Source organism: Paenibacillus sp. ISL-20, from assembly GCF_018613005.1.
Taxonomy (GTDB): domain Bacteria; phylum Bacillota; class Bacilli; order Paenibacillales; family Paenibacillaceae; genus Paenibacillus_AQ.
This window is the reverse complement of sequence record NZ_JAGGRD010000016.1, coordinates 1-25,625: the sequence shown is the minus strand read 5'-3', so window position 1 is coordinate 25,625 and position 25,625 is coordinate 1. Positions and strand designations below refer to the sequence as shown.

At 44.7% G+C, this 25,625-nt stretch carries 25 protein-coding genes; 6 read left to right on the top strand and 19 right to left on the bottom strand.

Annotated elements, in window-relative coordinates:
- Position 1: 1 nt before the first annotated feature.
- Entirely contained in the window at positions 2 to 385 is a 384-nt protein-coding gene (gene panD / locus J7E85_RS09825; RefSeq protein WP_215157303.1) for an aspartate 1-decarboxylase, read from the bottom strand.
- Positions 386 to 1,084: 699 nt separating this feature from the next.
- The gene (locus tag J7E85_RS09820; RefSeq protein WP_215157301.1) at positions 1,085 to 1,609 is read right to left on the bottom strand and encodes a CueP family metal-binding protein; all 525 of its coding nucleotides are present in this window, start codon (positions 1,607 to 1,609) and stop codon (positions 1,085 to 1,087) included.
- Between the two features lie 270 nt (positions 1,610 to 1,879).
- On the opposite strand from J7E85_RS09820, the gene J7E85_RS33980 reads away from it, so the two are divergent.
- From J7E85_RS33980 to J7E85_RS09805, 4 genes are all read left to right on the top strand, one after another.
- Positions 1,880 to 2,020, top strand: coding sequence for a DUF1877 family protein (locus J7E85_RS33980; RefSeq protein ID WP_251035614.1), 141 nt, complete (start codon positions 1,880 to 1,882; stop codon positions 2,018 to 2,020).
- A gap of 14 nt (positions 2,021 to 2,034) precedes the next feature.
- Entirely contained in the window at positions 2,035 to 2,214 is a 180-nt protein-coding gene (locus tag J7E85_RS33975; protein WP_251035613.1) for a DUF1877 family protein, read from the top strand.
- A 509-nt stretch (positions 2,215 to 2,723) separates the two neighbouring features.
- The gene (locus J7E85_RS09810) at positions 2,724 to 3,680 is read left to right on the top strand and encodes an ABC transporter ATP-binding protein (RefSeq protein ID WP_215157299.1); all 957 of its coding nucleotides are present in this window, start codon (positions 2,724 to 2,726) and stop codon (positions 3,678 to 3,680) included.
- 2 nt (positions 3,681 to 3,682) lie between these two features.
- Complete coding sequence (locus J7E85_RS09805; RefSeq protein ID WP_215157297.1) at positions 3,683 to 4,516, top strand: ABC transporter permease; 834 nt, start codon at positions 3,683 to 3,685, stop codon at positions 4,514 to 4,516.
- Positions 4,517 to 4,686: 170 nt separating this feature from the next.
- On the opposite strand, the gene J7E85_RS09800 is transcribed toward J7E85_RS09805, so the two are convergent.
- The 7 genes from J7E85_RS09800 to J7E85_RS09770 form a co-directional block, all read right to left on the bottom strand.
- Positions 4,687 to 5,613 carry a DUF2268 domain-containing putative Zn-dependent protease gene (locus J7E85_RS09800; RefSeq protein WP_215157295.1) on the bottom strand — a complete coding sequence of 309 codons (927 nt, stop codon included), beginning with the start codon at positions 5,611 to 5,613 and terminating at the stop codon, positions 4,687 to 4,689.
- A 286-nt stretch (positions 5,614 to 5,899) separates the two neighbouring features.
- Positions 5,900 to 6,100, bottom strand: coding sequence for a hypothetical protein (locus tag J7E85_RS09795; RefSeq protein WP_215157293.1), 201 nt, complete (start codon positions 6,098 to 6,100; stop codon positions 5,900 to 5,902).
- Complete coding sequence (locus J7E85_RS09790) at positions 6,093 to 6,467, bottom strand: cupredoxin domain-containing protein (protein ID WP_215157291.1); 375 nt, start codon at positions 6,465 to 6,467, stop codon at positions 6,093 to 6,095. The genes J7E85_RS09795 and J7E85_RS09790 overlap by 8 nt, the downstream gene beginning before the upstream one ends.
- Before the next feature lie 58 nt (positions 6,468 to 6,525).
- Positions 6,526 to 6,720, bottom strand: a complete 195-nt coding sequence (locus tag J7E85_RS09785) for a twin-arginine translocase TatA/TatE family subunit (protein WP_215157289.1) — start codon at positions 6,718 to 6,720, stop codon at positions 6,526 to 6,528.
- A 75-nt stretch (positions 6,721 to 6,795) separates the two neighbouring features.
- Positions 6,796 to 8,475: a GMC family oxidoreductase gene (locus J7E85_RS09780; protein ID WP_215157335.1), complete on the bottom strand. Its 1,680-nt coding sequence runs from the start codon at positions 8,473 to 8,475 to the stop codon at positions 6,796 to 6,798.
- A 67-nt stretch (positions 8,476 to 8,542) separates the two neighbouring features.
- The gene (locus J7E85_RS09775) at positions 8,543 to 9,322 is read right to left on the bottom strand and encodes a gluconate 2-dehydrogenase subunit 3 family protein (protein WP_251035612.1); all 780 of its coding nucleotides are present in this window, start codon (positions 9,320 to 9,322) and stop codon (positions 8,543 to 8,545) included.
- A gap of 349 nt (positions 9,323 to 9,671) precedes the next feature.
- Positions 9,672 to 10,097, bottom strand: a complete 426-nt coding sequence (locus tag J7E85_RS09770) for a DoxX family protein (protein WP_215157285.1) — start codon at positions 10,095 to 10,097, stop codon at positions 9,672 to 9,674.
- A gap of 414 nt (positions 10,098 to 10,511) precedes the next feature.
- On the opposite strand from J7E85_RS09770, the gene J7E85_RS09765 reads away from it, so the two are divergent.
- The gene (locus J7E85_RS09765; protein ID WP_215157283.1) at positions 10,512 to 11,504 is read left to right on the top strand and encodes a lysylphosphatidylglycerol synthase domain-containing protein; all 993 of its coding nucleotides are present in this window, start codon (positions 10,512 to 10,514) and stop codon (positions 11,502 to 11,504) included.
- 84 nt (positions 11,505 to 11,588) lie between these two features.
- Here J7E85_RS09765 and rsgA read toward each other — a convergent pair whose 3' ends face one another.
- From rsgA to J7E85_RS09720, 9 genes are all read right to left on the bottom strand, one after another.
- Complete coding sequence (gene rsgA, locus J7E85_RS09760) at positions 11,589 to 12,668, bottom strand: ribosome small subunit-dependent GTPase A (RefSeq protein ID WP_215157281.1); 1,080 nt, start codon at positions 12,666 to 12,668, stop codon at positions 11,589 to 11,591.
- A 14-nt stretch (positions 12,669 to 12,682) separates the two neighbouring features.
- The gene (locus J7E85_RS09755) at positions 12,683 to 13,714 is read right to left on the bottom strand and encodes an aminoglycoside phosphotransferase family protein (RefSeq protein WP_215157279.1); all 1,032 of its coding nucleotides are present in this window, start codon (positions 13,712 to 13,714) and stop codon (positions 12,683 to 12,685) included.
- 928 nt (positions 13,715 to 14,642) lie between these two features.
- The gene (locus J7E85_RS09750) at positions 14,643 to 15,719 is read right to left on the bottom strand and encodes a Gfo/Idh/MocA family protein (RefSeq protein ID WP_215157277.1); all 1,077 of its coding nucleotides are present in this window, start codon (positions 15,717 to 15,719) and stop codon (positions 14,643 to 14,645) included.
- Positions 15,720 to 15,737: 18 nt separating this feature from the next.
- On the bottom strand, positions 15,738 to 16,721 hold the full coding sequence (locus J7E85_RS09745) for a Gfo/Idh/MocA family protein (RefSeq protein WP_215157275.1): 984 nt from the start codon (positions 16,719 to 16,721) through the stop codon (positions 15,738 to 15,740).
- Between the two features lie 107 nt (positions 16,722 to 16,828).
- On the bottom strand, positions 16,829 to 18,487 hold the full coding sequence (locus J7E85_RS09740) for an extracellular solute-binding protein (protein ID WP_215157273.1): 1,659 nt from the start codon (positions 18,485 to 18,487) through the stop codon (positions 16,829 to 16,831).
- A 90-nt stretch (positions 18,488 to 18,577) separates the two neighbouring features.
- Positions 18,578 to 19,498: a carbohydrate ABC transporter permease gene (locus J7E85_RS09735; RefSeq protein ID WP_215157271.1), complete on the bottom strand. Its 921-nt coding sequence runs from the start codon at positions 19,496 to 19,498 to the stop codon at positions 18,578 to 18,580.
- A gap of 32 nt (positions 19,499 to 19,530) precedes the next feature.
- Positions 19,531 to 20,481, bottom strand: a complete 951-nt coding sequence (locus J7E85_RS09730; RefSeq protein ID WP_098745220.1) for an ABC transporter permease — start codon at positions 20,479 to 20,481, stop codon at positions 19,531 to 19,533.
- A gap of 558 nt (positions 20,482 to 21,039) precedes the next feature.
- Positions 21,040 to 22,200, bottom strand: coding sequence for a GntR family transcriptional regulator (locus J7E85_RS09725; RefSeq protein ID WP_215157269.1), 1,161 nt, complete (start codon positions 22,198 to 22,200; stop codon positions 21,040 to 21,042).
- A 610-nt stretch (positions 22,201 to 22,810) separates the two neighbouring features.
- The gene (locus tag J7E85_RS09720) at positions 22,811 to 23,182 is read right to left on the bottom strand and encodes a winged helix-turn-helix transcriptional regulator (protein ID WP_215157267.1); all 372 of its coding nucleotides are present in this window, start codon (positions 23,180 to 23,182) and stop codon (positions 22,811 to 22,813) included.
- Positions 23,183 to 23,428: 246 nt separating this feature from the next.
- Here J7E85_RS09720 and J7E85_RS09715 point away from each other — a divergent pair, with 246 nt between their 5' ends.
- Positions 23,429 to 24,007: an NAD(P)H oxidoreductase gene (locus J7E85_RS09715; RefSeq protein WP_215157333.1), complete on the top strand. Its 579-nt coding sequence runs from the start codon at positions 23,429 to 23,431 to the stop codon at positions 24,005 to 24,007.
- A gap of 253 nt (positions 24,008 to 24,260) precedes the next feature.
- Here the strand turns inward: J7E85_RS09715 and J7E85_RS09710 are convergent, their stop codons facing one another.
- Positions 24,261 to 25,211 (bottom strand): LacI family DNA-binding transcriptional regulator, encoded by a 951-nt coding sequence (locus J7E85_RS09710; protein WP_215157265.1) that lies wholly within the window; start codon positions 25,209 to 25,211, stop codon positions 24,261 to 24,263.
- Positions 25,212 to 25,625 lie beyond the last annotated feature (414 nt).

Here is a 25,625-nt window from a genome sequence, read left to right as displayed (position 1 = left end):
ATCACAGCGTTGTGGAATGCAGTTCTTGATAATCCTCTGTTACGATGCGATTATGCTCGTCCATAATGACGACATGCGGACGATACGTGCGGGCTACCGATTCCTCCATCATCGCGTAAGAAATAATAATGACGCGGTCGCCCGGCTGCACCAGTCTGGCAGCGGCGCCGTTCAAGCAAACCATTCCCGAGCCTCTTGGGCCTGTTATGACATACGTCTCCAGCCTCGCTCCGTTATTTATATTGACAACTTGGACTTTTTCGTTCTCCAGGATGTCCGATGCATCCAAAATATCCTGATCGATGGTTATGCTTCCTACGTAATTCAAATTGGCCTCCGTCACGACAGCACGGTGAATTTTGGACTTATGCATCTCTCTAAACATGAATACACTCTCCTTGTGGAGTAGTCTTTGAAAAAATAAAACCTAGCTAACTTCTTATAACGAACGTTATTTTCCAACTATTCTTTTTAAGGAACATTCATAGTGCAAACAAACCTACATTGTTTCTCTGTCTAATTTCGTGCCAATGTAGCTGTTTGTACGGAATAAGCAAGTTCATGCTTATGTGTGGGATCATGCTGAGTGGGTTATTTCATGCCATTGGGAGGGGATCATGTTGACTGGCAGCTCATGCTTTTGTGTGGAATATTGCTGATTCGGCAAGCTCATGTTATTGGACGAGGTCATGCTTATTAGGCAGGTTAATACTTTGTGCGGGTTCCAGTTGAGTGAAAATTCTGACAGTAGAAACAAAAAACGTGGCTTGTACATCGCAGCAGCTTATCATACAGGCAGTTCAGTGCTGCGCAGGGGAGGAAATTATGCTGTGTAACCGGGTGTAGCGGTAATGTACTAAAGTGTTTCTGTGCAATTTTCTCAAATCTCTTACAACCTACCCTTATAGTAGTGCTAAACTTTCACTTGTGATAGGGAGATAATCTTTCAACAGAGGGGTAAATTCTTTTACTTTTTTGAGAAGTCCTCCCATAAATTAAGAGCCCTATGAAAAAGTTCCTGATTCCACCTATACCCATAAAATAAAAAAGCCCGAACGATCAGGCTTTAATGTTTTATTGAGTGTTATGTTAGTTGCATCGTTGTGATACAAGTATTGTCATCTTTAAAAGTAGCGATTTCAGATTCTATTGTTTTGCCATCATACTCAATTTTCACTTGATATGTCCGATCTCGCGGTAACCATAGATCAATAAAACCATTCTCTAAAGAAGTAATCGTTTCATCCATCAATACATCACCTTCTTCATCCTGAATAAACACATCGAAGTTTTTTTCTACTAATTCCCCTTGGCACCCCGTTAAATTGTGGATAGCACATTCATGTGTGTATTCAACAAACGGTGCAATTGAAACAAAAAATTCGTTCTCTGGAAGGTCAAAAGAAGTCTTTTTACCATTATCAGTCACAATTAGTTCATGTGATGTAATAGATGCCGTTACATCCTCAAAGTTACCAACACTATACGAATGGACTTTTTCTTTAATTTCCTGTGTCCCCACTTCATTCGATGCACTATTATCGTTGTTACAAGCTACTGACACAAGACTTAGAAATAAAACCGAAACTATGAGCAAACCCTTTTTCATACATTATTCCACTCCCTTTTTCTTGTCATATTGAAAGGCCAAACTTTTTTGATTGTATCACATATCCACTTAAGTAATCGGTGCTCAAGTTCACATCAATTCCTCCATCTTCTTATCCTGATTATAGATAGAGGCAGCACCCTCAAACTTTACTCTAATCATTTAAATTTGACGATTATATCCAAAATTCCTTGAAATGCACAATTTCCGGGTGTTACATTTAGATAGTTCAGTAGAGTCACTACTAAAAATGGAAAGAAGGATGACAACATGGGGATGTATGGATATTACTTTGCTATTGATGACGAACTGGTGCAGCAAATCGCTGCCGGCGAAATTGCATTGACGAATTTGAAAATAGACGATTATCCCGGACTGGATATTGATAGATCCTGGGAGGCGATTCACTAGAAGCGCAGCTCCGCTTGCGATATGATTTTCCGACCATGATCAAGGACGAGGTATATCCTCTTGAGCCTGACATCGTTTCAGTCGAAGATGAGGACGAGTTCTTTGCCTACATACTGCAGCATTTTAACGAAATCCGGCGTTTCTACAGTCAAACTGTAGCCGAGGGCATGGGTTTAATCTTCTACATTTTTTGAATCCAATCATATCGTAAGCGTAACAAAAACCATTACAGGCTCATGGGTTTCCTCCCCTAACTTCATATGCTCGCAATCAATTCGTGATTTTGTCCAGCTTTTCGTTTTCTTCCACTCTAACATGAACTCCGCACACGTTCACTGTCCTCCTTCATTAAAATCTTTTTAATATGTGGTCACTTTTTTTAGTTTTGATGCTTAAACTTTTGATTGATTCTTATCATCACCCGCTTTTTCGCGGAATGGCGTTACATATATCTTGTGATCGAAATATTGGGTTCGGGAGCTCAGCATGCCGTCTCCGTCTTGAGGCTGAGACGAAAACCATTCTGTCGCCCGTCACTTCTTGGCAGAGCAATACGATATCTTAATATTAACGCCTGCTGATTTACCGTTAAGTATACTTAGGCACCATCTCAACCAAAGCATTGATCAGTCAAAGAATACATACTCTCTCGAGGTTCAGACACGCAGCAGCAAAACCATAGTACGAGCAGAAAGGGGCAAGAATGATGAAGCTGATCTATCAATTAGAGCATGTGAATAAAACGTACAAAAAAGGAAAGGTTGTCGCCAATCAAGACATAAGCTTCGACGTTCAACAAGGGGAGATTCTCGGTTTGCTCGGTCCGAATGGAGCAGGCAAATCCACGCTAATCAAGCAGATGGTAGGCCACCTTGCTCCCACCTCAGGTACGGTACGTTATAAAGGAACCAGCGTACAGACCCAAACCAAGCGAGTTGCCCAGGAGGTGGCCTATTACTCACAAGAGCCTCACGCCCTAACCAGTTTAAAAACCTGGGAAGCTTTGTATTTTACTGGAAGATTGCGGGGGTTGACGAAGGAGTCCTCCGTACAGCAAACAGAGGAATTGTTGGAACGCTTTGGAATGCAGGACCTCCGTCATAAGCTGCTGAAAAACGTTTCCGGAGGACAGAAGCGTTTAATCGGGATTGGAACTTGCTTGATCGGCTTTTCCCCCGTCATGATCCTGGATGAACCGACCAATGAGCTGGACCCTAAAAAGAGAAGGCTCGTATGGGATCTGATTCAGGAACGCAATCGCCAAGGAGTAACCGTAATCTTGGTGACACACAACGTGCTGGAGGCCGAACAGGTCGTGGACAGAGTAGCTGTTGTAAATCACGGCAAGCTATTGGCCATCGATCATGTCAGTGTCTTAAAACAAAGGGTCGATCAGCGAATGAAGCTGGAAATTACGACTTCCTTAGGCGAAAGCGATTATGTTTGCCGAAGCTTAAGCGCGCTGGGACAGTGGACCAAAATGGGAGAAAACCGAATCAGAGCACTGATCGAGAAGCAAAACGCCAGCTACGCGATTGACTGCCTGACTGAGCAGCATTTACCGATTGAAGAATATTCGCTCGTCCCACCCAATCTTGAAGATGTCTATTTTCATATCGATGACGAACAAGATCAGCCTGCCAAAGCGGAGGTGGTCTAAACATGGAACAGATGAAACCTTCCATGCAAAGCCATGACTTGCAACTGCAAGAAGCGGTCTTTCTCCAAGGGCACCAGCAGCAGAGCATAATCCAACGCAGAATGACGGAATGGCTGATTCTGGCCCGCATTCAATTCACGATTATCCGCGAGGCATGGGTTTGGATTTTCATCATGGCATGCATGTTTCCATTAACGACGCTGCTATTTCTCAAATTTTTTACGGTCGACCCAACACCGGCTGTCATGACCCGTATTATTACGGGAAATATGCTCTTCGGCTTAATCGTCATGGGACTCAATTCCATGGCTCAGGAGATATCTTGGCAGAAGCATCAAGGCCACTTCACGTACTATTCGTCCCTGCCGATTGCCAAGGTAAACTTCATCTTCGCCAATTTGCTGCGCGGCTTGATTATGTGCGTACCGTCTTTTATTATCCTGGCGATAATTGGTCAACTTGCTTACGGCATTCAATTCCACTACAGCTGGGGACTTGTACCTGTATTGCTGCTCACCGTCTTTAGCGTGGTTGGCGCGGGTGTACTGATCGGCTTCTGGTCGCCTAGCCATCAATTGACGAATATGCTGGTTCAGGCGTTGATGATGTTCATCTCGTTTTTGACGCCAGTCATGGTGGATATGGATCAATTGCCTGTGATCCTGCAATGGTTCTCTTATATCTTCCCAACCACCTACGCCGCTGAGGCCATGCGGGAGGTGCTGATTTCGGGCTGGTCCGGGTCTATCGCCTGGAACACGTTTGTTCTCTTGCTTTTCTCGCTGATTTCCATCATATTGATCTTGAAAAAGGTAGATTGGCGTGTTGAGAAGTAGAGAAATGTTCTGTCCCTGTGCCTCGATTATTAGATGGAAGAGTACCTTTCCCCTCCTTGTCCGCTTATAGGCGTAGTTCATTTTTTTTGAAAAAACGAGAAGGCAACTGATCACATTGGTCGGCTGCCTTCTCGTTTTTATTAAGCTATCGTTCCCCGTAAGCTTAATCATTAATAACTAATAATGGTTTCTTCATTCCAAAATTCTTTTACTTCGTCTAGTATTTGAGCAGCAGGCGTTATTGTGGCCTCGAAAATCGTTCTTCCTGTTTTTCTTAAATAATATTGGATTAAATAATATCCGCAAGCGTATCCGGCACTATAAGGCATGTTAACCGGTGTAAAGTTTTGAAGTTTTGCGATCTCGTCACCGTAAAGATACGGAGCAAATTGATCAAACCCAGTTAATTGCAATCGCTCTCTAAGCACAGGCTTTATGCGCTTGTTCAGTGTTTCTGCGTTTGTTTTCGTTACCCAAGGGCCGAGCAATTCTTCTCCAAACATGAACGTAGCATAGTTTTCAGCTAATCCTTCACTTACAATGAGCTCGCCCAAATTAACGGTGTGATCCCACTGAATAAATTGATATCGCACATTATGGTTGCATTCGTGCGCCAGCGCAGCCTTCATTCGAGGAATCGTGTACTCATTTGGCAAGAGTGTACCCCAGATAAACCCGGGAATGCCCCCAAAGCCGCTATATCCTTCGTTTATTGTTAAGGCACGGTTTTCCGGATTCCCTAGTTGAATGGTAAACAAATATTCAGATACGGGGAGACTTATTTCATGTTCTATAAATAGATGGAGGCTTTTCCTTACAGCGTGCTCACACTCTAACCAAAAAGAATCTGACGAAATCAACTCTACCTCAGGTGAAATCTGCTGGGTAATCTGATCAGGAGATCGATGCATCATACTATTAAACGTAATAACGTCAAAACCATTCGCTTCTTCAGCTCTAAAAGGGATTTGTTGAATTTGCCATTGTTTCATAAAGGGAGCCATCATTTCGTTTCTGAATAATTCAAGCTTTTCCTCGGGCGAAGCTTGGGCAACTTTTTGATAAATATGATCTGAGCGCAGTGATTTTATATTCATTTCTCTCACTCCTAGTTATGTATTCATAGAGAACTATGCACTATGACCTAACGTCATAGTCAAGAACTTTATTATCTTCTAACATGAATCCAACCACAGTCCTGAGTGTGGATGATTTATCGAATAATACACAAACATCATATTTGAAAAGAAGACAACGATGATAGGTCGACTATGGTTATATTCATTTATTATCTCTTCTGTGCCCGTTGGCTAGAATGTATTCCCTTTTATTAAAGGGATTTAAATCATCATTGGGTTAGCCACAAGATGCCCAGTGATACAATCAGAGCCACTGTTCATGGCTAACGGGGAAGAAACGAAGCGAAGCAGTGATCCAGAGAAAGAAGCGCATTAAAAATATGCAAAAAAAAGCGCCGCCAGCGCGAACCTTTATGGTCCGGCTGGTCGGCGCTTTCTTGATCTGCCTCCCGCAGTCATCCAGGCGGCAATCCGGCGGTTTCAACCGCAGTACATATTTATTCAACAATCAAGGTCCCCTTCATATCGCTGTGGCCGGCCCCACACATGACGGAGCAATGGAACTCATGCTCACCGGCCTGATCAGCGGTAAATTCAGTCGAGCCTGGCTGCTGCAGGTCAACGTTGAAATCGGGAATGGCCAGGCCGTGATTTCCATCTTTGTTCTCCAGCGTAATTTTGACCTTTTCGCCCTTTTTAACTTTGATCTCGGAAGGCTCGAACTTAAAGTTTGACGCCGTCACCTTGATTTCTTTTACACCATCCGATCCGCCTGAAGACGAGGACTCGTCCGACGAGCTGCCGCCGCTTCCGCATGCGCTCAGCACCACAACCAGCAGTAATGTAAGTCCAATCAGCATCCATTTTTTCATGTCAAATCCCTCCAGATGAAATAATTAAGTTGCCGTCTTCGAAGCAAACAAACTATTCTTAGTGATCTTCCTGGCGGCGCCCCGCGTCCTGCTTCTCTTCGTCGTCTTCCGTCAGATGACGAGCGGAGCTGCGGAATTCGTGAAGCGTCATTCCCACCGCCCTGCCAAGCTGAGGCAGCTTGGACGGTCCGAACAGCAGCAGGGCGAGCAGCAGCAACAGCAGCAGTCCCGGTATTCCAATCGTCGAAAGCATGACCGATCCCTCCCTTTCCATGAAGTCTCATGAAGTAGCATTGTTAATCGCATGAGCATGGAAGGACTTGCCCGTTCAGACAAGCATGCCTCCCTGTTTCAAATATTTCTGGATCCCTTCCGCTGCCCTGTAGGCGAGCGCGCCGACGGTATCGGTCGGATTGTATCCACTGTTATGTGGGAATGCCGAAGCACCCACCACAAACACATTTTCCGCTTCCCACATCTGCAGGTAACTGTTCACCGCCGACGTTTCCGGGTCCGCACCCATAATGACGCCGCCGGTATTGTGGGTGGACTGGTAAGGAACGATATTATACGGGTCCAGCTTGTCCTTGATCTCCACATGGGAAGGCCCCATTTCCTTCATGACCTCGCCCGCCTTGTCTGCCAGAAACTTCGTCAGCTCTCGGTCCTGATCTTCGAAATCAAACGTAATCCGCAGCAGCGGTTTGCCGTATATGTCCCTATAGGTCGGATCCAGGTCCAGATAATGGTGCTTCCAGGGCAGGCTGGCGCCTTGCGTCGCCACGGTCAGCACCCGGTTGGCATACTTTAGTGTGGTCTCCTTCCACTTCTTGCCCCAGGTCGGCGTACCCTGCGGCGCCGGATTGTTCTCGATCGGACGTAGGCCGTTCTGGCTGATCCGGATTCCTGCCCCGTGCAGAAACTTCAATTCGGAATGGTCGAAATTATCCCCGTTGAAGTCGTCGAACTCCATCCCGAGTGCCCCGGCGCCCATGAACGTGCTGAACTCTTCGTCATCGTAAAAGCCGACCGCATGACCGGAGTTGACCTGATACGCATAATTCCGGCCAATGGCCCCCCGTCCGGTCTTCCAGTCGTAAGGCGTCCCGAGCTTGGAATTCAGCAGCAGTCGCACATTGTTCAGCACGAAGCTGCCGAGAATGACCACGTTCGCCGGCTGGGTCACCTCTTCCCCGGTCACCGTGTTGATGTACACCACGCCGGTCGCTTTTTTGCCGTCATGGAGAATTTCGGTCACGTTCGAGAAGGTGCGCACCTCCAGCTTGCCGGTGGCCATCGCCGTCGGAATGACGGTAACGACAGGATCCGCCTTGGCGCCATACTCGCAGCCGAACCGCTCACAAAATCCGCAATACTGGCAGGCTGCCCGGGATACGCCGTCGGGATTTTTGTAGTTCTCGCTCAGGTTTGCCGAAGGGATCATGTACGGATGGTACCCGAGCTTCTTCGACGCCTCTTCGAACCGCTGCAAGATCGGCGTTTTCTTCATTGGCGGGGTCGGAAACGGATTGGACCGTTTGCCAAGCATCGGATTGGCTTCCGATTCCCCCGAAATGCCGGCTATCTGCTCAAACTTGTCGTAGTACGGTTCGATTTCGTCATACGTGATTCCCCAGTCCTGCAACTGCATGCCCTCGGGAATTTTGCCTTTTCCATACCGCTCCACCGTCTGGTTGTAGATTTCAAAGTCATACGGCAGGAAACGGTGCGTCTGCCCGTTCCAGTGCGATCCGGCGCCGCCGAGCCCCTCCCCTAGCAGAAAGGAGCCATAGCTGCGCATCGGCAGCGCCCTCATTGACTCCGAATTGCGAAAGGAGATCGTTTCCTTGGATAGATCCTGCATCAGTTCAAAACGCCGCGCGTACCGGAGCTCGTCATGATCCATGAAATAATCCTCTGTGCTCCGGCTCTTTCCGCGCTCCAGTCCGACTACCTGGATGCCCGCTTTGGTCAGTTCGGCCGCAATAATGCCGCCGACCCAGCCCATTCCAACAATAACCACTGGTACTTTAGGTAATTTGGCCACGTCTGATGTCCCCTTATATCTGTGAAATTTATTCGCTCATGTGAGCCTGCAGGCTTTTCGGCTGGATCTGGACCAGCCCTTCCTTCGTAATCTGCTGGGTATAACTCATCTGGTTGCCCGGAAAATTCCGCATCTTCCATCCGTTCATATTCCGGTTGCCGCCATAGAGCGGATCCGCGTAGACCCCTTCGATCGTCAAATTTCTCAGCATCTTGAAGAAACTGCTGCTCGTCACCCCACGCATGGGAAATTTGTTCCCTTTTTCCATGGCGGTCAGCACTTCATCCTGTTGCTGGGCCTCAAGTTCCGTAAAAACCTTTTTATACTTTTGCTGGCAGTAGCTCTTAAGCCCCTCCAGGCCCAGCGTGAACATTTCATTGCGTTTCAGGCGCGACTGTTCTCCCTGCGTTGCCTGGGCTTGGACGAAAGGACCCATCATATAGTCCCGCGCATTATATCCCCAAGGGCCTGCAAGCTGATGATCAATAAAAAAGGCTACGCCCAGCGCCTTGGCTCCAGGACCGTTCTCATCTTCGGGATAAATCCGTTCGACCGCCGCTTCGGTCATTTTAAACTGCTCCTGATTAAAGAACATTAGCGCATCCTGTAACGAAGCTTCCTGCTTGCTGCTGGCCGGCGCGGGGGAGTGATTTTTCTCAAGATTGTCCGTCAGGACACCCCCGAACACGCTGCCGACGATCAGACCGCCCAGCGTCATACCTGAGGCTTTCAAAAATTTCCGCCGGGATTCATCCGGTTGTTCAGACCGGGCCGGCTTGCTGCTCTTTCCCAATTTCAGTCCTGGCAACATGATCCCTCCAATTGTGAATATAGTGGATACAATAATATAAAGACCACTTTGAATCAGTTACCCAAAATGTATCTGTTTAAAAAGCAACATTTGACATCAGGCGTCAAAATGCAACTAAATGCCTAGTAGGACCACCGGCGCTTACGTTAGCCTCGCCTGGCTTTCCATAAAGGACCGACGCACGCAGCGCCAGCCCTATTTACGTCAAGATAAGAATAGAGAGCCTAGCTGCCTGCTTTTTTTTTGGAATCAAAAAAGAGCCCCCCGGTTTTCTACCGGAGGGCTGGCATGACCACTGATTCAACGATGTGGTAACATCGTGATTTCAAAATGTTGCAATTGTATTTTAGTGTAAGCGGCTCTTTGCTGGTCGTAGAGCCCACGAAAAGATATTTAGTGCAGCATATGAAAGCGGAAGGATAAGATTAAAACCGTAATCACCATAATCGTTAGCAAATGCATGAGATAATGCCGCACCCGTCATCAAAAAGAAGATACCAGCGTGAACCCATTCTTTAAGTCGAGGTAGACCTGGCACGACGAGAGAGACGGCTCCAAGCACTTTCCATATCCCGAGAATGGTCAATATATATAATGGGTAGCCCAGATTCGTCACTAAATCGAGGTTGCCTCCAAATTGCATCAGTTGGCCGATACCACTTAACATAATAGCTGCTGCAAGTAGTAATGTGACTGACCAATAAGCAACCATTTTTCCCTGGGGCTGGGTATTTACTTTCATGGTCGTTTCCACACCGATCATTTTACTCATTTGTTTCCCTCCTCATAACTATAATTTCTATTAATTACAAAAACGAGTCCCGTTCCAATTCCTAAAACGATAAAACTGTCTTTTTCCTCTAGCGTATAAGTTGCCATATTCAATCCCTTCCTTTTCTTAGAGTTTTCAATGATTTGTCATTTCGCTTGATGGGTAAATAATAACTTTAAATTATGTCAAAAAATGATACTGTTTTGGGGAATCGTATCAGCAAATTTAAAAACCAGAAAAACGCTGCTTGAAAGCGGCTATTCATATAGCGTGATGACCTTAGTTAAGTTTCGGTGTATCCCATTTGCTTTAAAAGAAAAGTATGAATTGATAATTGATACTTAGCTTCGGATTTTAAATGAGAGTCCTTATGGGCATACTAGATACACGATAAACGTAAGGGGAAGAATGGATATGGCAAAGATGAAAGAGCTGTTTGCACGATTGGGGAAGTTAAAACTCATTTCTACATTATATCGCCTAAAAATTGTGCAGATCTTGATTCCGATGATCATCCTCGGAATGATTGTTTGGGCGGGACAGGCCGAGCTGCGCCGTATTGACTGGGCTGCCACGCTGGATATCCTTAGGCATCTCGACCCTACACGAATTTTCCTGCTATTGTCTCTATCCCTTGTCGCAGTCGCATCGGTTAGCGGCTATGAGTTTTTGCTTCGGCGCCATTTCAAGCTTTCTCTCGGGATTTGGGCAACTTTCCGCTATGCATGGATTGCTAATACATCAAACAATGTTTTAGGATTTGCCGGGATCGTTGGTGCCGCGCTTCGTACCTTCCTATACCGAGGGCGAGGAGTTTCGATACCAACCATAACAGCTTGTATTGCCTTTCTGGCTACTATTACAATTACGGGAGTTTCGCTGCTGGCTTGGGGGGATTTGACCGGGCTGTTTCCGATCGATGCGGTGATTCAATCTCATCGTTGGACCTTGTATGCTGTCTGGGCGATCGCGCTTTATCTGCCGGGGTACCTGCTCTTTCAGCGGACTCCCTTCTATAGCAAATGGCTGAACCGCAATCTGCCCCAGATGAATCTGTCCATAATCGTTGCAGCTGTAGGTGTCTCTGTCGTGGAGTGGCTATTAGCAGGCGTTGCCTTCTGGGCGATTGCGGCGACTCTACTTCCGGATTTTCCTCTTCGAACGGCATTAGGCATTTACACCGTCGCCGTAGCGACTGGTCTTGTCAGTATGACACCTGGCGGCATTGGCGGTTTTGATCTCATTACCCTGCTTGGTCTTCAGGCCCTAGGATACCCTCCTGAAACAAACGCTGCGGTTCTTGTATTATTTCGTTTGATGTACTATTTGATCCCTTGGCTCATTGGACTGGTAATGGGAGGCATTGAGTTTGCACGAGGTCGATACCGTACCCAGTTTGATGTATAAACTTCCGGAAAGATTTTAGGGCCATCCTTTTGTGGGATGGCCCTCTCTTTTTTATCGCTTGGTTCGATTTGCTTATGAGAAAAATTAATGTTTATCGTTAGTAGGACGAGCCTCCTTACTCTTCTGCCTTTCCCATACTTTCATAGTTACTTGCTGATGGTCTTTACTGCGTAAATAAGTAGCTTTATCATCAACAAACGCAGCTTCCTTTTTAAGAGTTAGATAGCTTTCCCACCGTTCATAGGCAAGGTTTCCGTTCTCAATCGCCATTTTTATTGCACAACCAGGCTCGCTTTGGTGCTTACAATCTGAAAATTTGCATCGTCCTAAAAACCGCTTTACATCAGAAAAACTCTCTCTCAAGCCCTCAGACACATTCCACATTCCAAGCTCACGCATACCAGGGGTATCAATAATCATCACCCCGCTGTCCAATCTAATCAACTGACGATGCGTGGTGGTGTGTCTTCCTTTGCTATCATCTTCTCGAATTTCTTTGACAGACATCACCTTCTTGCCTGCCAAAGCATTGACAAGGCTGGATTTTCCCGCACCCGACGATCCGAGAAAAACAACGGTCTTTCCTTTTTTAAGATAGTCTGCAAGTCCGTCAATGCCATAGCCCGTTTTTGCACTGATAGCGTGAACGTCCACGCCAATAGCAATCTGTTTGACTGAAGCAAGTTGTGAAGAGTAGTCTTCTATTAAATCTGCTTTCGTCAGCACCACGACAGGCACTGCGCCCGACTGCCATGATAGAGTTAAATAGCGTTCTAATCGCTTTAGATTCAAATCGTGGTTAAGGGATTGCATGATGAATACATAGTCAAAATTGGCAGCAACCGTCTGCTCTTTAATGGTTTTGACATATTCAGACCCATGACCGGATAAGTCATTTCTCGCAAATTTGGATTTGCGTTTTAACGTTTTTAATATAAGGCTTTCACCCTCTGTGTTGTATTGAATTTCTACAAAATCACCAGTAGTGGGGAATTCCTCCGTGCAGTTGTTGAAATAAACACTCGATTTTAGTTTTGCGGAGCATTCGCCATACTCGGTAACAAGGCTGTAGCTCCCTTTATGCACAGCAGTAACTCTTGCATAAGTCCCCTCTGTGTCTGTTGAATAATTTTGCGGTAGAAAGCCGTAGTTTATTAGATTCATGATACCTCCAATTGTCATTGTTCATTCCTTATCTCAAAGATTTTTTGCAGGGTATGAATGTGCAGCGTTCTTTCATCATCCGTTTCTTGGAGTTTGTTTGCCGATCCTGCGTCCATATACCACTCTACAAGCCTGTATCCGAACATAAGTAGAATCAACTCATAAACGCAGTTATCCGTTATGTGAGAAATATCCGCATATTCCGAAAAGCCCTTGTAATACGCCGGGATACATCGATGGTAGTATTCAACCATGTTTTCAATATCGGCTTCGTCCGCGATAAGACTTGCCATATCTTCACCTAAATAGCCCCACCCGGTGGTATCCCAGTCCATGAGTATGGTTTTACCGTCTGAATAGAATATGTTTGCCACCCAAAAATCCCTGTGGCACAGCACGATGGGCAGCTTTTCAATACGGTTGAATATTTCGTCTGCGTTTTCATCAATGTCGATGAGCATTTTACATAGGTGTTTCGGGATTTCGCAATCGTCGGAGCGTATATAATCGTACACTCTATTCCATGACCGATAATGAAGATAGAAGTTCTTCATACAATCCACTTTACTCAGGTTGGTCAAGTGCTGTAAAACAGCTGGCTGTTCGGCATATAACTTGCCTTGGAACCGTCCTAATTCCTCAGCTGCGCGTTCATACATATCGCTGGTCAAGTCTAAACCCGATATGCCGTCGATATATTCCATCCATATCTGCGTTTCGCTTTCTTCTTCGTTCATCTCGGCATGATAACATTCAGGCCAACGGAATGATTCAGAAAACAGAGCGCCGAAATTGGATTTATAAAAATCATATTCCCTACGCCATGAATCGGGATCGCTGTAGCGTTCCCACTTCTTCTGTGTTTTTAAAACGATTTTATAGGGCAACGTCCCGCCGCCAGTGGTTTTGGCATTGCCCGTTACAAGCTGTACATCACCCACTGTACCGCCATGTAATGGTTTGGTTTGGAAATCGGTGGAGATTATTGGTGTACCGAGCATTTTACTTATGATCGGTGTCAAAGTTTCGGCTGTTATTTCGCTCATTATGAAGTCCTCCAATCGTTTTTTAACAAAGTGAAACATTTTTGCGGCTGTTGTTCGCCGTTCAAATTTACCCAACCGCGTAATACTCCATCAAGTGAAAACCCAATGGATATAAGTAGTTTTTCAGAGGCTGTGACTACCGATAAACACCCCTGTCGATTTGTCCGTTATACAGTATCTGATTTGCTTGTCGCCATTTTTATGTCGATCCCTGTAATTAATGTAATGCTTGGATTCACCACTAACATAAAATCACCGTCCTTTAACGTAATACATAAACATCATATTTCAAAAGAAGACAACGATGAAAGGTTGACTATAGATATATTCATTAATTACCTCTTCCTGCCAGTTGCCTTAATGAAATCGCGATTGGAAAATGATTAGATATCGTCTAACCGGCAAAACAAAAGCCGCTAAATTAGCGACTTTCAATGCCTATATATTCTTGTCGTCGGACACAAGATTTGTTTTTATGTGGTAAAATGTATATCATTACAAATGAAGGGGCTGATTTTATGAATATATCGATCTTAGCTCTAATCCTTGTTGGGATAATCACCATATATGCCATTGCATTTACCATGATAATTAAGTTACTTGGGCGGAAATTTAAAGACAAGTCTAATATGTATTTTCTATATGCATCCATTATCTTGGTTATCCAATCTTATCTTATAATCAAGGGCTTTTTAGGAAATCAGCCTTTAAGTTCAGTCAATATTTTATTTTTCTTAATGGCGTTTATGCTGATTTTCCAAGGAATAAAACGAAAAAAATCAAATATGTAGAATCGTAATACTTCGGAAACAGAATAATCCCCTCTGGTCGAACAGTGTTAAATCCATGATACAATGGACTTTTTTTCACTGTCTACCATGAGGGGAAATGACTACGAAAAAGCACTCTTTATTTCACGTCCTTATTCCTAATCAAAATAAACGGTTTTGCCTGTATCTGCGGATATATACACAGCTTCTAATATTAGTGAAACAATCATAGCTTCCCTCGGTTTAACCAAGGGTTCGGTATCGTTCACGATACTGTGAATCCATTGTTTGGCTTCATACTCGAAATCGGTCATTTCTTCTCCCCTGAAAAGTTCTCTTGCATTCGGATTCACCTCAATTTTATTCAGGAACAAGCTCCCGTCCCTCTCGCCATTGATCCGCAATTCATTTTTAGCAAAATCTGCTCCTCCCTTCGTTCCGCACAGCAGGTTGCCGCTACCTTCCGCAATGTTAAGGGCCCAGCTGGTTTCAATGATAACCGTAGCTCCATTTTTAAATTTCACATACCCGAACGCCGAATCTTCTACCTCGAATTCGTTGGGATCCCAGGCCCCCCATTCGTTCGCGGCATTTTCCGTGTGCTTCAGTTTATGGAAGACACTGCCGACGACACTTTCCGGTTCATAGTTATCCATCAACCATAGGACCAGATCAAGGGAGTGGGTTCCAATATCGATCATAGGACCGCCCCCCTGTTTCTCTTTATCCAGAAACACGCCCCATGTAGGTACGCCTCGTCTTCGGGTAGCGACAGCTTTTGCAAAATAGATATCTCCAAGTTCCCCGTCGGCGATCATCTTTTTTAACAGTTGGCTTTTGGCGTTGGAACGATTCTGGTACCCGACGGTTAGTTTCTTGCCTGTTCGCAAGTGGGCTTCGTACATCGCTTTGGCCTCCGCACCTGTGACGGCCATTGGCTTTTCGCACATGACATGCTTGCCGCATTCAAGAGCATCAATTGAAATCGTCGCGTGGGAGCTGTTCGGTGTTAGCACATGTACGACCTCAATATCTTCCATGGCAAGCAGATCCTTGTAATTTGTAAACACCTTTGCGCCTTGCGTTCCGTATTTTTTGGCGGCTTCCTCGGCTCTTTCCGGCTTCAAGTCGCAGAAGGCCACCATCTGTACGTTATCTAACTTGGACAAACACAGCATATGTTTGCCGTTCGCAATCATTCCGCAACCGATGATCCCTACTTTTACGGTTCTCATGGTATCCCCTCCCCCGCGTTATTTGAACTCTACTGTTCGGTTTTCCTTATGAGCGATGTATGCCGCTTCTAATAGCTCTGTCAATTTCGTCCCCTCTTCCAGTCCGAAGGGCATTGGCTTGTCATGAAGCAATGCATCTGCCCATTGGATGATCGGAAGCGGCTGCTCTTTAGGTAGTTGATTGGGTGAAATCCATCCGGAAAAAGGGTAATCGAGCTTCTTGGAGCTGACTCTAACGGTATCATCTGAGATGATCAAGGTGCCCTCCGTACCGTAAATCTCAAGAGCAGAAGGGGTTTTGTACGTAACCAGGCTTGTTTCGACCAGTGCGACCGCGTTGTTTACGAACTCAATGGAGCACTGCGCGTTATCTTCTACTGCCCGATGGGTGAAATAATGAAACATGGATGTGATTCTTTTGGGCTTACCGAGCAGCCAACTTGCGATGTACATCGGATGACAGCCCAAATCCATCATGGCTCCGCCCCCTGTTTGCTTCTCATCATACCAGTAATCCGGGAGCCAATTATTCAATGCACCGTCGTGGCCGTTACGAATGCGCAAAAGCGTGATGTCTCCTAATACATGGTCATCTACTAGCTGCTTAGCGAACAATTGGTGCGGCCTTGTGCGAGCGGGAAATGAAATGCAGAACTTGACGCCTGCTTTGCGTACTGCTGCAGAAATCCGATCGCATTCTGCTACGGTAAGAGCCATGGCTTTCTCGGTAAAGATGTGTTTGCCGGCCTCAGCAGCTGCTACCATTACATCTGCGTGCATGCTTGTAGGGGCATCAACCACGACGCCATCGACGTCTTCCCGCTCTAGCAGCGTGTCCAAATCCGCTTCAAAATCCGTTCCCAATTGGGCAGCCCATTCGCTTCCGCGTTCAGGCTGTTCGTCCCAAACTGCCGTGATCTTAACGTTTCCGTGAGATTGTAACCTTCTGGCGTAATCAGCTGCATGCACATGCCACTTACTTAACATCGCAACGTTCAACATTCGTTTCCCCTCCGTAATCGTTTAATGAGATCATGTGAATTTGAGTACTGTTAGAAAGTGATTTGGGATGGCTGTGACACCATCCCATCATGGATAAACTTCCTTCACTAGAACCCTACATCATCTCGTTCTGCAGCTTTTTGTGCCACGAACTCTGACATTTCTTCCACACCGGCAGCTCTAAATTTTTCTTGAACACTATGAAGCAGATTTAGAGCTTCTTCATCTGACGCCGCAAAAAATGCTTTCTTAAATTCCTCATCGAAATTCAAACTGCTGGTTTTACTTATAAATTCCTGATATTTGGGCCACTCTCTTGCAAGGTAGCTGGCGCTTACTTTGTCTATGATTTTGATAGGCATTTTTGCTGAGAAACTCTCCTCCAGCTTTTGCCACTCCGTTTTTTGATCCTCGGGCGTAGGCCAAGTGACCTCATTGGAGAATGCGCCGATGAACCTTCCTGGAAGATAATTGAGCCCTGCGTCTCTTTTCAGATCCGGGTTTTCATCGAATTGTTTTTTCACATCAGGAATCCATTGGGGGATCCCGTTTTCCAAGGTGTAGTGCGTTCCTTCGTTCCCAAAATAGGCAAGCAATCGGCCTTCTTCGCTGTTGACATAATCAATGTACCGCAATGCCGCATCGGGATCTTTGATGTTAGCGCTTAAGAAAAGGACAGGGAAACCGGAACGGCCGGGTTTTTCAACTTGCGTTCGAATGTCTCCACTCTTATTCTTCATCGGTCCGAGTAGTTCATATTGCATTTCCGGATTCGTCTTATAAAGTGTTTTTTGTAAATCAGCTAACATCGGTTGGGCTCCGAATATGGCAAGCTTGCCCGTAGTAAGCTTTTCATTCGCTGTTGTACTCGTATTGTTGAAGGCTTCAAGATCAAACAAACCTTCCGTTAATAACCTTCTCATGTATAACAACCTAGCTTCATGATCCTTGGATTGCGTCCAGTGGATCAGTTTTCCATCCACTTCACGGAAGTCCGAAATGGTGTAATCCGTCCACCCGGCAAGGAATTGGCCGTAATCCCATCCATTCCACATGGTTCCGGCCGGGATGACTGGCTTCCCGCCTATATCCTTGAAACCGCCATCTCTTATCTTGACCAATAGATCATATAGTTCTTCTTGCGTATCAATATCCTCCGCTTTTACATTTAAAGCTTTCAGGATATCACCCCTGGCAAAAAGGCCGTAATTCCAATTATGAATACTCTCGGGGGTTCCGTCCGGGGTTTCCGTAGGAATGAGATAAGTCTTGCCTTCAAATTCGGGACTATTGAGATCGAACTCGGCAAAATCCTTCGCAATCCCGGTAGTCACAAGTCGTTTAATATTCGGGTATTTATCGAGATAAGGGGTTAAATCCAGAAGCTGTCCTTCCATGGCCGCCTTCTTGATGACTTGTCCTTCTCCTCCTGTAGTAGACCAGAAAGGTGCATTAACAATATCCGGAACCGTACCGGAAGCAAATATGGTGTTTAATTTTTCTGCTTCGCTTGTTGTGATGGATTCCAGGTTTAACGTTACCCCGGTTTTTTCCCTAATTTTTTCAGCTACGGGATTATTTTTCTGATCCTGCGGGAAACCGGCACCGCCACCGTTCCAAGCACTCAGGAAAGTCAAGGTTACCGGCTTCATTTCTTCAGTACCTGACTCATTCGGTCCCGTGTCAACCGTGCCTGCTCCCTCTTCTTTGCCTGTTCCCGTGCATGCCGTCATTGTCACGAAAAGCAGTAAAGCGATTAGTGTCATGCCAAGAATACTCCTATGCCTGTTCCTCCTCATACTACAATCCCCTTCCATTGGAAGTTTTTATATAAAAGGCATTGCCCTTCATACCAACTACTCCTTAAGAGAACCTACCAGTACACCTTTCACAAAATATTTCTGAAGAAATGGATACACACAGATGATCGGGGTCGTTATAATAATGACGAAAGTCATCCTCAAGGCTTCCGGAGTTACTCCTCGCAGCTCCATTTGAGTCTCGGTCATGTTTTGAATTGCGGATCCGCTATTTCCCGAAGACGACGTCATCGACTGGAAAGAAGCTTCGCTGATCATCTTGTTAAGGAACGTAGCTGCAGGCTGCAGTTTTTCACTCTGTATGAAAAATTGTCCGGTAAACCAGTCATTCCACACGCCCACCCCGACAAACAAGGCAATGGTAGCAAGCACCGGCATCGAAAGAGGCAGTATGATTCTCGCAAATACCGACAACTCACTTGCTCCGTCGATTCGAGCCGATTCCGACAGACCTTCAGGAATCCCGTCGAAGAAGGTTTTCATGATAATCGCATTGAAAAAACTATATAGGGACGGCAGCACCAACACCCAAAACGTATCCAGGATGTGTAATTGCCGGAACAGGATAAAAGTCGGAATAAGTCCTCCGCTGAACAAAGTGGTAAAGAAAAAGAAGAATACAATATATTTTCTTCCAGGCAAACCCTTCCTCGAAAGTGCGTAGGCTAATAAGGCCGTCAAAAATACGGAGGCAACCGTTACCACAAGGGTTCGGGTAATGGAAATATAAAACGAATTTAAGATCAATGAGTTGCTAAAAGCTTTAGCATAGTTTTCTAATGTAAACACTCTAGGAAAAAAATAGATTCCACCTTTCATCGCATCGTAGCCGTCATTGAAAGAAAGGGCTAGAAAATAGATAAATGGATAGAGTGCCGTAGCGCAGAATAAAAGCAGCACCGAATAGTTAAGCGTCATATATATCTTATCTGCTGGCGTCAGCCTTCTCGCATCCATACACACACCTCCTCATCTTGAGTGCCAGCTTATTACCATAACGATACGTTACTCACACGTCTGGATATATTATTGACAGCAACAATGAGCAGCAGCGAAATCGCAGATTTGAATAAACCAATGGCCGTGGAATATGCTAATTGCCCCTGTTGGAGACCTGTTTTTAAGACATAGGTGTCCAATATCTCCGAAACGCTTAATGTTGCCGGGGACTGCATCAGCCAGATTTGGTCAAAACCCGCGTTCAGTATTCCGCTGAGGGAGAATATAAGCAATATGCCGATCGTTGGAGTAAGGCATGGAAGCGTGATCTTAAACAGTTTGCTCCATCGTCCTGCCCCGTCGATTTCCGCAGCTTCATACAAGTGCGGATCGATATTCGTTAACGCGGCTAAATAAATGATCGAACCCCAGCCTACACCCTTCCAAATGTCGGAAATGATGACCAATGGATAGAATAATTCCGGCTTTCCCATAAAAAAGATCGGATCCAAGCCCATTTGGTACCGAATGTCATTGATAAGCCCAACGTTCGGAGACAGGATTTTTTGAAGTAAGGTAACGACAACGACCCACGAAACGAAGTGCGGTAGATAGGAAATCGTTTGAAACACTCTTTTGAATTTTTTGTGCATGACGGCATTGAGCATTAAGGCTAGGATCAATGGAGCTGGAAATCCGAAAAAAAGTTTAAGGGCACTAATGGATAACGTATTTCGGAGTACATCGTAAAAACTGGAATCGTTTAAAAACTGTTCGAAATATTTAAAGCCTGCCCACGGACTCCCCAGTATTCCCAGATTGAATTTGTAATCTTTGAACGCTATTAAAATGCCGTACATCGGATAGTAAGCAAAAACCAGAAACCAGATGATAGCAGGAAGCAAAAATAAATATATATGCCTGAAATACCATATTCTACTCAGTTTCTTGTTCTTCTTTAATTGCTCAAATCCGTGGATAACCACACCCTTTGGTACCATTCCCCGTACACCTCCTACATCTTCGTCATATCGGATTTTTACGAATCCATTCCCGATAGCTTGGGAACAGTGCTAATGCCAATGGTTTTCGATTTTCAACGGTAGATAGCGGCTGTCTCCCCTCCTTATTTGCAAGCGGTTTCATTCATTTAGTTTAAATATATTCAATATGGTGTAGGAATCATTCCATAATTTTATTTTGTACATCGTGCACACTGCTCCCTGGGCGCACGATGCGTGGTTCGGGGCAGGCTTGATGGCTGTCGCCCATATTCAGGTGTTTTTATTTCTTGGCAAGAATACATTATATTCAATATATACTTATGAAATTGTTTGATAAAAATGTTACTGAAATAAAGCAACCTGTGAATGGTTTGAGAGATTCTGCTGGATTTCTTTACGGATTTGGGACTTATTATGGGAGGATTTCATGAGAGGAAGTTGCATCCGACGTAGTAGAAGAGTCCGGGGAACCGTCGCTTCCATTGTCAGATTTGAATAGAAAGCGCGCCGGACTCGTTAATAGGTTTCATATATAGGGGGAAGCGGGTGTTGATATCAAGAAATGGAGAAAACGTTTTTTCCCGTCGTCTCGCCAATTACCAATTCCGGCTCCACTAGGGTTTTAAAGTATTTTCCTTGTTGCCCGTCATCACTGTTAATGACCTCAACCAGCGTGTAAGCCGCGCGGTAGCCCATGTCCCGTTCAAACTGTTTAACATGTGTGAACGTGCTGTATCCTTCAATGATTGAAGTCGGATCGTCAAAACTGATAATGGAAATGTCCTCAGGCACCTTCAATCCAGCTTGACGCGCAATCTGATAGATTTTCACTCCAAGACTTCCATTCAGCGTAATATAGGCCGTAGCCATTCGATTTTGGATATAGCGGTACAGTGGATGTGTTTCAGCTTGCTCAAGACTTCCGATTTCGAAACCGGTCACGATGTGGGCAGGGTTTATGAGTGATCCCTTTTCCTTGAAGGCATTCATATATCCATCGATCCGCTCTTGAACGGTGACGGTTTGTATGGGCGAATCGGAGCATATGGCAATTTCACGATGCCCCAGCTCCCACAAGTAATTTACAGCCATGTTAACGCCAAGTCTTCCGTCTGATGCTATATAATGAGTTTCCACCCCAGGAAGGTAACGGTCGATGAGAACGAACGGAAACCCCGCAAATTTCATGCTTAAGATTTCCTCGTTGAATAATTCCTCGTCAACCGGGAAAATCAGTAGCCCTTCCACTCCGATTTTACTACATGTCTTAATAGCCTCTTTTTCCTTATCCAGGTTGCCCTCTGATAAATAAATAACGCAACGGTAATCGCTTTCATTTAGCGCTTGCTGGATACCTTGTATAAGTCTAATCGTAAAATAGTCATAAATGCTGGGCAGAATTAGGCCTATCAACCGCGTTCCCATTTCTCCGCTAGTTTTATGGATAGGCTTTAAGGCAATCTTAGGAGATGTCGTCGGCATTTCATATTCAGGCTCGCTTACAAAAGTCCCCTTTCCAGGCACCCTGGTTATGATTCTTTCGTTAACCAAACCGGCAAGGGCATTAACGACAGTAATCTTGCTTACTCCGAAACGCTCCATGAGTTCCTTTTCCGTAGGTATACGGTCTCCAACCTTCAGTACTTTCGACGTTATCAAGTCGCGTATATACTCTTGAACCCTCTGATACAAAGGTATTCTTTCCGTAGAGCTCATCCGAATCACCACATTTCATTCAATATGTTCAATATATAAATTACGAAAGACATAACCGTTTTATTCCATTCCCTTTCTTTGTTTGTGGTTGTCGCTGCGCCCACAGAAGGTTGCGTTATTTTGTACAGTAAAACAATCCCCGGCCGGTTTCAGTGCATACCAAGCGAACCTAATCGACCGTGCCTGGGCAATTTTGGGCAAATCGGAGCGATTCACAGGAATGTTTAGTGAAGATAGCAACACCTTAACAGGAAGTTGGGAGCTGTCAAACGACGGTAAGAATTGGGTACATTGGATGGACATCAAATTGACTAAAGTCATCTAGCTAATACCGAATAATTTGGTCTGCTCAACGATTAGCTCACTCTTGTTGTAAATGTAAAAACACCTCCAAGGTTGTCTCTATTGAAGCATTCCCTTGAAGGTGTTTTGATTGATCCCACTCTATGGGGTCAGAACAATGTTATTTTTTCACCACTGCTTTCAAAATTTTTCTCGATTTCACTGTTTATGCGGCTGAGGTCGTAGCCATTGGTCGCACGGGTAGGTTAGCTCATTGGCAATCCCAAATACCCATTCTTTTAAGTGTATAAATTTACTATGTACAGCCTTAAAACTCTTCCAAAACCTTGGATTTGTCACCATAAACCCTTTCCAGGTGATCCTCTCCCCAATAGCATAAATAGTCTAGCGCGGGCTTTAATCCCCACCCGTAGGCCGTTAACTCATACTCCACTTTAGGTGGGATCTCTTTATAAACCTTTCTTGCAACAATCTCATCCTTTTCCAGGCCTCTTAGTTGAGTGGTCAGCATTTTTTGAGTAATGTCGGGTATTAACCGTCGAAGCTCAGACGTCCGTTTCCGGCCAGTCATCAAATGATAGATGATTAAGGGCTTCCATTTCCCCCCCATTACTTCTAATGCCGCCTCCACTCCAACTTTATACTTCTTTTGAACGTTATTTTTACTCTTTTCAGTCATCTCTTATTCCTCCGTTAAAAGGCTGTATTTTTGCTAGGAACATAAGATTCTTTCATTTCAGTCCGTTATTCAGGTAAGTTTCTAGGGCATCTTTCTAGGGCACTTCCATGTTTCTATGGCACCTCTATCATCCTATAGAACTTGAAAGTGCGTACTTCCAGAGTATTTTATTACTGTTTATAATAGCATCAGCCATTGATCGTGGCTACGAGTTTAGCTGTTGAGAAAGGTAGTGAAGATACAAGTATGAGAGTATTAAGCGTTGTTTCGCACCCAAGAAAGGATTCCTTGACCTTTGAGGTTGCCGATCGTTTCGTAAAAGGTCTTGCCGAGGCTGGCCACGACTATGAGATATTGGATTTACACGAGATTGGCTTTGACCCTGTTTTAAAAGACGTAGATGAACCTGATTGGTCAGCTGAGGAACAGTCCTTTTCCCCTGAGGTAGAAGCGGAAATAAGGCGAATGAAGGAGCATGATGCCTTGGCATTTATTTTTCCAATTTGGTGGTGGCATTTGCCAGCCATGCTAAAAGGTTATATTGACCGTGTATGGAACAATGGGTTTGCGTACGGTTCGAACCAGCTTCATCATCAGCATGTTTTGTGGATTGGTTTGGCGGGCGTTTCGAAAGAACAGATGAAAAAGCGTAACTATGATGAAATGATGACGAATCTGCTCAATGTGGGAATTGCAGATTATTGCGGTGTATCCAATTCCAAGGTAGAATTTTTATACGAGACTTTGGATTCCAATCCCAAGCATTATGAGATGCTGCTTAACCAAGCTCATCACTTAGGGTTGAATTATGCCAAGGAACAGTAAACTTTAAGTTTAGTTCTCCTTTACGGCAATCCGTACAAGTTCTTGTCCTTGAATCGGGGCACGAACTTGTACCGATAAAACAAAAAAACGCTAAATTAGCGACTTTCATTGGGACTATGTCCTTGTTTTAGAACTTACATTGTTAACAGAAAAGTCGCGATTTCCGCGACTTCATATCCATATATGTTTTTGTCCTCCAAACAGGATCCGAGAATAACCTCCTGCATCGGCACTATTAGAGATGAGCTCCTAATTATATCGATTGACGTACAATGATTTGGTAAGGAATCTCTACCTTATCCTTTGATTTCTCAATTGTAAGATCAAAGGCTTGTTCACCGACTTTCACCAATTGATGATCAACCGTAGACAGGTGTAACCCAATTCCAACAGGCTGGTTCTCTTGGCCAATGATCGCCAGATCCTCTGGCACCCCCAGTTGTATGCTCCTTGCATACTGATAAACACCTGTTGCAACCTCATCGCCGTTCGCATAAACAGCGGTTGGTCTAAGATCCATATTAAGTAGTTGTTGTGCTGCTCTTATCCCGTCATCAATGCTGTAGCAATCCGTAATATGGTATGCTGGCGGCAGATTACCAAATATATACTGATACGCTTTTATTGTCAGCTGTGTACTATTACTCTCTTCTCCTCTTGCTGTCGTAAAAGCAACTCGTGAATGCCCTTTATCCTTTAAGAGTTGAAACGTGTCTACATAAGATGCATATCGATCCATGTAAGCACAGCCAATCTCAGGATGATCCGTAAACTCGCACGCGACGATCGTCCCATACTTGGTATATGGCATGATGGCATCCCAAGTGTTCGAACGAGAGGTAATGATAATTCCATCCAGTTGTTTATTTCTCAGCATATTTAAGCAGCTAAGCTCTTTTTCCGGATCGTACTTTGTAGGGAGCACCATCACGGAATAATCACGTTCAACCGATCGATTAAGTACACCATGAAGCAGTTGATCAAAGGCTTGATTGTTGTTGTACGGCATGATCACACCGATACTTCTTGTTTCCTTACGAATTAAATCGACAGCTAAGCGATTTGGCGTATAGTCCATTTCATCAATCACACGCTGAACAGTTGCCCGCTTCGATTCAGATACATAAGGATGTTGATTCAGCACCCTTGATACTGTTGATACGGATACTCCTGCACGCTTTGCAATATCATTAATATTTGCCATTGTCACCTTCTCCTATATCTCACACTTCATACACTAGTCTTACACCAAATCAGCATGTAAAACAACAATCAGCTTCCCACAAGTGTAATCACACTAATGAGGACCTTAACCTAGATTGGCCGCTTATATCCAATATTCCTTGAAATACACAATTCCCCGGATGTTACATTTAGTTTGTGCAATATAACTCTACTAAAAAAATCAAGAAATAAGCGCAAAAAAGACCCCACCGGTGCCGAGGCCACTGAAGAACTTGCGTTTTTCTTCGGAGGCGGTGCAAATAGTGTAAAAAGAAGACATTCACCCCGCGTTTTGGAGATGAATGTCTTCTTTTTGTCTTCATAATGCTGTATTCACCAGTAGTTCTTAGTCTACTAATTTCATTATTCGCTTGAGATTTACATCGAATATGGC

Coding starts and splice junctions, on each gene's coding strand:
- J7E85_RS09790 (WP_215157291.1), bottom strand. CDS start 6,467: ATGAAAAAATGGATGCTGATTGGACTTACATTACTGCTGGTTGTGGTG.
- J7E85_RS09725 (WP_215157269.1), bottom strand. CDS start 22,200: ATGAGCTCTACGGAAAGAATACCTTTGTATCAGAGGGTTCAAGAGTAT.
- J7E85_RS09720 (WP_215157267.1), bottom strand. CDS start 23,182: ATGACTGAAAAGAGTAAAAATAACGTTCAAAAGAAGTATAAAGTTGGA.
- J7E85_RS09765 (WP_215157283.1), top strand. CDS start 10,512: ATGGCAAAGATGAAAGAGCTGTTTGCACGATTGGGGAAGTTAAAACTC.
- J7E85_RS09745 (WP_215157275.1), bottom strand. CDS start 16,721: ATGTTGAACGTTGCGATGTTAAGTAAGTGGCATGTGCATGCAGCTGAT.
- J7E85_RS09785 (WP_215157289.1), bottom strand. CDS start 6,720: ATGCTTTCGACGATTGGAATACCGGGACTGCTGCTGTTGCTGCTGCTC.
- J7E85_RS09710 (WP_215157265.1), bottom strand. CDS start 25,211: ATGGCAAATATTAATGATATTGCAAAGCGTGCAGGAGTATCCGTATCA.
- J7E85_RS09780 (WP_215157335.1), bottom strand. CDS start 8,475: ATGGGCTGGGTCGGCGGCATTATTGCGGCCGAACTGACCAAAGCGGGC.
- J7E85_RS09805 (WP_215157297.1), top strand. CDS start 3,683: ATGGAACAGATGAAACCTTCCATGCAAAGCCATGACTTGCAACTGCAA.
- J7E85_RS09800 (WP_215157295.1), bottom strand. CDS start 5,613: ATGAATATAAAATCACTGCGCTCAGATCATATTTATCAAAAAGTTGCC.
- J7E85_RS09715 (WP_215157333.1), top strand. CDS start 23,429: ATGAGAGTATTAAGCGTTGTTTCGCACCCAAGAAAGGATTCCTTGACC.
- J7E85_RS09770 (WP_215157285.1), bottom strand. CDS start 10,097: ATGAGTAAAATGATCGGTGTGGAAACGACCATGAAAGTAAATACCCAG.
- panD (WP_215157303.1), bottom strand. CDS start 385: ATGTTTAGAGAGATGCATAAGTCCAAAATTCACCGTGCTGTCGTGACG.
- J7E85_RS09740 (WP_215157273.1), bottom strand. CDS start 18,487: ATGACACTAATCGCTTTACTGCTTTTCGTGACAATGACGGCATGCACG.
- J7E85_RS09730 (WP_098745220.1), bottom strand. CDS start 20,481: ATGGTACCAAAGGGTGTGGTTATCCACGGATTTGAGCAATTAAAGAAG.
- J7E85_RS09750 (WP_215157277.1), bottom strand. CDS start 15,719: ATGAGAACCGTAAAAGTAGGGATCATCGGTTGCGGAATGATTGCGAAC.
- J7E85_RS09820 (WP_215157301.1), bottom strand. CDS start 1,609: ATGAAAAAGGGTTTGCTCATAGTTTCGGTTTTATTTCTAAGTCTTGTG.
- J7E85_RS33980 (WP_251035614.1), top strand. CDS start 1,880: ATGGGGATGTATGGATATTACTTTGCTATTGATGACGAACTGGTGCAG.
- J7E85_RS09810 (WP_215157299.1), top strand. CDS start 2,724: ATGATGAAGCTGATCTATCAATTAGAGCATGTGAATAAAACGTACAAA.
- J7E85_RS09735 (WP_215157271.1), bottom strand. CDS start 19,498: ATGGATGCGAGAAGGCTGACGCCAGCAGATAAGATATATATGACGCTT.
- J7E85_RS09755 (WP_215157279.1), bottom strand. CDS start 13,714: ATGAGCGAAATAACAGCCGAAACTTTGACACCGATCATAAGTAAAATG.
- rsgA (WP_215157281.1), bottom strand. CDS start 12,668: ATGAATCTAATAAACTACGGCTTTCTACCGCAAAATTATTCAACAGAC.